Origin of the sequence: Arthrobacter sp. I3 (genome assembly GCF_000520575.1) — a bacterium.
GTDB lineage: Bacteria > Actinomycetota > Actinomycetes > Actinomycetales > Micrococcaceae > Arthrobacter > Arthrobacter humicola_A.
In genome coordinates this window covers 106114-112292 of sequence record NZ_KI914907.1, presented here as the reverse complement: position 1 = coordinate 112292, position 6179 = coordinate 106114, and the positions used below count along the sequence as shown (strand labels likewise).

Sequence of the window (6179 nt, the reverse complement as noted above, 5' to 3'; positions counted from 1 at the left end):
CCCGCAATGCACCATTCCGGCGCCGTGGTGCGAGGCCCACCACATCACTTACTGGTCCCGCGGCGGAACCACCGGAACCGGCAACGGCACCCTGCTCTGCTCCCATCACCACCACGTGATCCATAAGGAACACTGGAGCATCCAGATGCGCACCGGGATCCCCTGGTTCATCCCGCCACCCCACCTCGACCCCGCCCGGACACCCCGCCGGAATAGCTACTTCCGCCTGGAGTGATCCCGTGGCCGTCCGGGGACCGGACGGACGGCGGGCTGGCCGCCACGTGAGCAGAAGCCCGGACGGACGGCGGGCCGAGCGGCTCGCACGTCCAGGCCAAGGTCATGGCCGCGGGGGCAACCCCGAGCCCTCCGTCCGGGCAGCCCTCAGTCCTGGCAGCCCTCAGCCCTAGGAGCCCTCGGACTTAAGAGGTTTCCCGGGACGTGATCCCGAAGCTCGGAGACTGCAGCTCGGTGAAGTTCCCGACGCTGGCGCGCACGGTGCACTGGGGCGTGATCTGCAGGGCCGTCACGGTAAGCCCCGCGCTGTCCACCGCGAGCGCCCCGCCGCAGCCGTCGGAGAACCGTACTCCTTTCTCGCCGCCGCTCACGGCGGCGAGCATCTGAGAGGGCTTGCCCGACGCGGGACTGACGTAGAGCGGGTTCAGCTCGTCGGCGCCGCCGGCCCAGACTGGCACGAGCGTGATCTTCAGCGGGCTAGGCGTCACGACGCGCGCCGGAGTACGCACCTCCACGCCCTTTAGGCGCTGGACGGTATAGGCCGTGCCCTTGACGGCAGGGTCCTGCGTGGCGGCCGTCGTCGCCTGGGACCCAGCCCGCAGCCAGGCGTCGAGGGCCTGCTGGTCCGCGGGTGACACTGACACCTTGGCTGTGACCTGGGCTGCCCCTCCCGCCGGGACCTCCAACCCCGAGACCTTCCAGCCGCATTCGACGTCAAGGCCGGTGATCGAGGCCTGATTCCTGCTTACCGAAGCCCCGTCCCACGTGACCGCCGGGCACGCTTCCCCATCGGCCAGGCCCGGGATCACCTCAAGGAAATCACCGGACAACGGCGCCTTCTGCGCCGCGTACGCGACGGTCAGGCGGACCTGGCCTGAGGACGGCTCATAGGAGGCCTCCCGCGAGATTGTCAGGCCGGTCGGCAGCGCCGGGTCCTGAAGTTGCTTGGACACCTGGCCTTCCGCGGTGGGCCGCATTTGCTGACCTGAAGGGGCGAGGACAACGAACCCAACGACCATCGCGACGACGAGCAGGGCCGCGGCGCCGGCGAGCAGTAACGCTTTGCGAGTGCGCCAGAACGGGGTGGCGACCTGTTCCTCGAGCCGGACCTCCGCCCGGGGCCTCACTTCGCGACGCGGGATTGGCCGGGCGATGGTGGCACTGTCGGCCTCCCCGAGCTCGGGAGCCTTCCCGGCGTGGTCATCTGGCGAGCCTGACGCGAAGGCCGCGAGGTCCTCGTCCGTGAAGGCGCCCCGGACGACGGTGGCCGAGCGTTCGACGGCGTCGAAGTCCTCCGGGGCCTCGGTACGCGTGATCGGGCTGCTGCCGGCAAGGCGGGGTGCGAGACGCCGGAGCGTCGCCGCGGCCTCACTCGCCGTCGGACGTTGGGCGGGGTCTTTGGACAGCAGCGAGTCGACTACGTTCCACACCGCGTCGTCCACGGGAATCCGTGGCGGGCGCGAGGAAACATGGCGGTACGCGACGCTGAAGTCCGTCCCAGGCCCGGCGAAAGGAGTGCGCCCGGCGAGGAGCTCGTAGAGCAGGATGCCCGTTGAGTACACATCGCCCGGAGGGCCGGACCGGCCCTGGCTGATGAGCTCGGGAGGCATGTAGTGCGGGGTGCCGATGAGACCGGTCGTCTGGCGGATCTTCTCACCCACGACGTCGGAGATGCCGAAGTCGGAGACCCGTACGTCGCCCGCGCCACACTCGGCCCAGGGGCGGGCGAGGAGCACATTGTCCGGCTTAATATCGCGATGCGTCACGCCTCGCGAGTGCGCGAAAGCCAGTGCGTCGAACACTTCGGCGACGACGGTGAACGCGTCCTCGGGACGCAGCGGGCCGGCCTCCTTTACGGCGTCACGCAGCGAGCCTCCTGCGACGTAGTCCATGACGATGGCCAACCGGGCGCCCTCCACCACCATGTCGCGCACCGTGACGATGTGCGAGTCCTGCAGGCCAAGCAGGACGGATCGCTCGCGGACGAACCGCTCTACGAGCGAGGGATCGTCGGCGTGCTCCGGGCGCAGGACTTTGGCGGCAAGCGTCCGGCCGTCGGCAGAGGTGACGGTCCAGACCTCGCCGACGGCGCCGGAGCCCACCCGTTCGCCGAAGCGGTAGGACGCTCCCAGAGCCTGACCCGTCTGTGCGAATTTCATACCGTACTCCCCAACGCTATCAATCTGATTCCTCAAGGCCCCCGGCCGTCCACTCGTTCGTCGTAGGCGCCCGCCGCCGGGTTCAAACCTCGGCGCTCATCGACTGGATCAGTGCCAATTGCCCGCCGACGCCGATATATCCACGCCCGGCAGTCAGCGCCACCGGCGCCCTGCGCGGGAGTGCGGCGCCCAGCAGTTCGCCGTCGTAATCTACATCCGGTTGCAGCAGCACACCCAGGCGCGATTTGCGGAGCGTCTTGGTCCAGTGACTGTACAGCCCGCGGAGATCCGCGGCCCGTCCGGCCGCAATGATGCACAGCCCCGGCTGCCCGGAGGTCACAGCCCCCGCGATGGATTGATCGGCGTCCTCGAAGCGCTCTGCGTCGTCGATGAGCAGGAACACCGGGCCGCGCTCGAGTCGCAGGGAGGCCAGCAAGGCAGGCACCTCATCCGTGCCGACGGCCACGCGATCCAGATCCGCGAGGACCAGGGGCGAGCGGCGATCGCAGATGCCCCACACCTGAGCCGGCCCGCGGGAGGTGGCCGCGCCACGCAGGGCTGCGGCCAGGGCCAGCAGCAGCGTGGACTTGCCCGAACGGGCGGGACCGGCGACGAGCGCGTGCTCGCCCTCGTAGATCTCCAGGAACGCCGGTGAGAGGTCCGCCTCCTGCATTCCCACCGGGATGAGCCAAGGTTCGGCCTCCAGCCGGGGTTCCACCCCCAGCTCCAGCATGGTGACGTTGGCGGGCAGGCGCCGGATCGCCGGGGTCTTCGCGGGTGCGTGTGCCCAGCTTTGCCGCACGTGATCCACCGCAGCCTCGACCCCGATACCGGGCGTGGCCACATGCATCTGGAGCGAGGTGCGGGGATCCACGCAGCGCCCAGGAAGCGCAGCGGGGATTTCCTTGCCCCGGACTCCGAGCGAGGAGTAGTCGTAGTCGTCCGCCAGCCGGAAGAGCCACTTCTGCAGCGTCACCTCGTTCATGGCCGAGGGCACCGCCTTGGCGCGTGTGGTGGAGACCGCGAAGGACAGTCCCAGCGCCGGGCCGTCAGCGTACGCCCGGTACAGCAGCGCCAGCAGCTGCTGCCCTTCGAAATCCTGGAACTCGTCCCGCAGCGAGGCCAGGCCGTCCAGCAGCACCACGGCGCGGCGGTGCCTGCCAGGCACGGCGCGGCGGCTCTCGAGCTCCGTGTGCAGGTGCCGCAGGAAACGGGCCTGCTGCTCCTTGGCACCGCCCCCGGTTCCCACATACGCCACGGTGTGCGGCAGGCGTTCCAGGGCTTCGAGCTCACGGGAGCCCATATCGAGGATCATCAGGTCCAGCTCGGCCGGATCGGCGTCCTTCGCCAGCGTCAGCGCGATCGAGGCCAGCGTGGTGCTCGTGCCGGAGCCGGCCACGCCCATGAGCATCAGGTTCCCCACGGACATGTCCCATCCCGCCGCGGACTGGCGCTGCAGCTCCGGCTCGTCCACGACGGCCACCTGGACCGTGGAGCCTCGGACGGCGCCCACCATCGGCAGCGGGGGTGCGGGATCGGTGGGAGTGTCGGACGGAGTGGCGGGACGGCCGCCGTCCGGGAGGAATCCCTCCAGCTCCACACGCTCTCCCAAGGCCTCCGGCCAGACCTGCCGCGGCTGGGCGAACCCTGCCTCGGCGTTGGCTTCGACAACCGCGTCGATGAGGAGTTCGAGGTCGTTCTCGTCCACGGCCGCAGCCCGTGGCGGCGCCGCCGCGGGAATGGGGACGCCGAACTGGCGGATCTCACGCACGTCCACGGCAGGGCCGGCGCCGAGCTGCGCCCGTCCGGTCACGAGGGCCGTCTGCACGGGGGTGATGTCGTCCTGGCCCAGTTTCACGAATGCGCGGCCCATCTGGGCCCGGCCGATCGCCGAGGCTGCGGGCACACCGATGACGTTATTGGAGTCGTCGCGGCTCTGTACCCGCAGGGCCACCCGAAGGTTGGTGTTCGCGAGGATGTCGTCGCTGACGACGCCCGCCGGGCGCTGCGTCGCCAGGATCATGTGCACACCCAGGGTGCGGCCCACTGCACCCACGCTGACGAGCGCTTTGAGCACGTCCGGGAAGTCCTTGGCCAGCATGGCGAACTCGTCGATCACGAGCAGCAGCCGGGGCATGGGCTCGGCCGGGTTCGTGGCCAGGTAGGCGTTCAGGTTGTCGATGCCCTCGCCGGCCGCTGCGAAGACCCTCTGGCGGCGTTCCATCTCCGCTTCCAGGGCGCGCAGGGCCCGGTCGGCGAGCTGCTCGTCCAGATTGGAGATCGTGCCAATGGTGTGCGGAAGGCGTTCGCATGCCTTGAAGGCCGCCCCGCCTTTGAAGTCGACGAGGATAAAGTTCAGGCGGGTCGGATCGTTGCGTGCCGCGAGGCCGGCCACAAGCGAGCGGAGGAACTCGGACTTGCCGGAGCCTGTGGTGCCGCCCACCAGGCCGTGCGGGCCGTCCTTGACCAGGTCCAGGGTCAGGGTGCCGTTCTCCCCTGTGCCGATCGGCGTGGAGACTCCGGTGGGTGCCTGCCACATGCGACGGATCGTGGTCGAGTCCGGGCGGTCGTAGCCGAGGAGCCCGGGCAGCCGCACAAGCGGGGGCAGCGAGGCCCCGGGCACGCTCAGCTCCGGATCGTCGAAGTGCGCCACGCGCATTGCGCAGCGCAGGGCCTCCTCCTGGTCCAGGCCCGCCAGGATGACGTCCTCCACACGGGTCAGGTCCTCCGGCTGGTCCACAGTGGCCGCTGCGTCCGAACCGACCCTGATGATCGTGGTGCAGGAGGCCGGCAACTGTTCCTCCGAAGTCGCGATGACGATGCCGGCCACCCGTGACGGGCGCTGCTGCGGGCTCCCATGGGCCCCGGGTACGGAGCGGCCCGTGCCGAGCAGCGCGCGTGCCGGCGCGTCCCTGCCCTCCGTGAGGACCTCGGAGTCCAGGACCACCAGCATCGCTGGTGTGGGCAGCTCCTGCACCGCGTCCTTGAGCGTGCGCAGCATGGCCAGGCTCGTCTCGCGGTGCGCGGACATCCACCGTTCGCCCGTGCTGCTGCCGGCTTGGCGCGTGTGCGGCAGCCACGATGCCCACTCCCACTCGTCAGCGCGCCCGGCGTCGCAGAAGACGCCGATGGTCAGGTCGGCCGGACCGACGTGCACCGCGGCCTGGGCCAGGAGGGATCGCGCGAGCGCCAGAGTACCTTCCCGCGGCCCGACGATACCCACCACACCGGCGTCGGTCAGGTCCACGAGCACGGGCGCGGCCTGAAGGCGCGCGGCCGCGAGGGAGTCCTTCACCTTCTCATCCAGCCGCGACCCGGCTGCCCGGTCCACCTCGGGCTTCCAGGGGACGTCACCTGTGCCGGCGTGCAGGGCCAGGAAGTCGTCCGCGTCGGCGCGGCGCTGCCACAAGGACGTGGCGGGGAGTGCGGGGCGCCGGACTACGGTCGCGGGATCGGGGATCATCCGATGCCGTCGTGCGGTCTCCGTCGCCGCGGCTGCGCGGATCTGCCGCTCGAATCCCTGGAGCGCCCCGGCGAAGCGCTCGTCCTCTTCTTTGAGGCCCCGGGCGTGACGGCGCTTTTGTTCGAACCACATGCCCACGGCCATGACCGGGCTGAGCATGGCGAACATCGCGAAGCGCAAGTCCCGCAGGATCAAGACCATCGCCGCCGCCATCACGAGGGGCGCGAGCACCGTGATGTAGCTGAATTTGCTGGCTGGCGGCACTTCCTTGCGGCTCGGCGGGACCAGGGGCTCGCCCGCCGGGGCCCGCCCGGGGCGGGGAG

Annotated in this window: 3 protein-coding genes; 1 reads left to right on the top strand and 2 read right to left on the bottom strand. The window is 70.2% G+C overall.

All coding sequences use genetic code 11. The annotated features are described in order from the left end of the window. Positions 1–235, top strand: a 235-nt coding sequence (locus Y706_RS29135; protein WP_028275667.1) for an HNH endonuclease, incomplete at its 5' end; no start/stop codon positions are given. Between the two features lie 184 nt (positions 236–419). On the opposite strand, the gene Y706_RS0104715 is transcribed toward Y706_RS29135, so the two are convergent. Together Y706_RS0104715 and Y706_RS23685 are read right to left on the bottom strand one after the other, a co-directional pair. Beyond that, complete coding sequence (locus Y706_RS0104715) at positions 420–2393, bottom strand: serine/threonine-protein kinase (RefSeq protein ID WP_028275666.1); 1974 nt, start codon at positions 2391–2393, stop codon at positions 420–422. A gap of 82 nt (positions 2394–2475) precedes the next feature. Further along, on the bottom strand, positions 2476–6179 hold a 3704-nt coding region (locus tag Y706_RS23685), incomplete at its 5' end, for an FtsK/SpoIIIE domain-containing protein (RefSeq protein ID WP_043434806.1).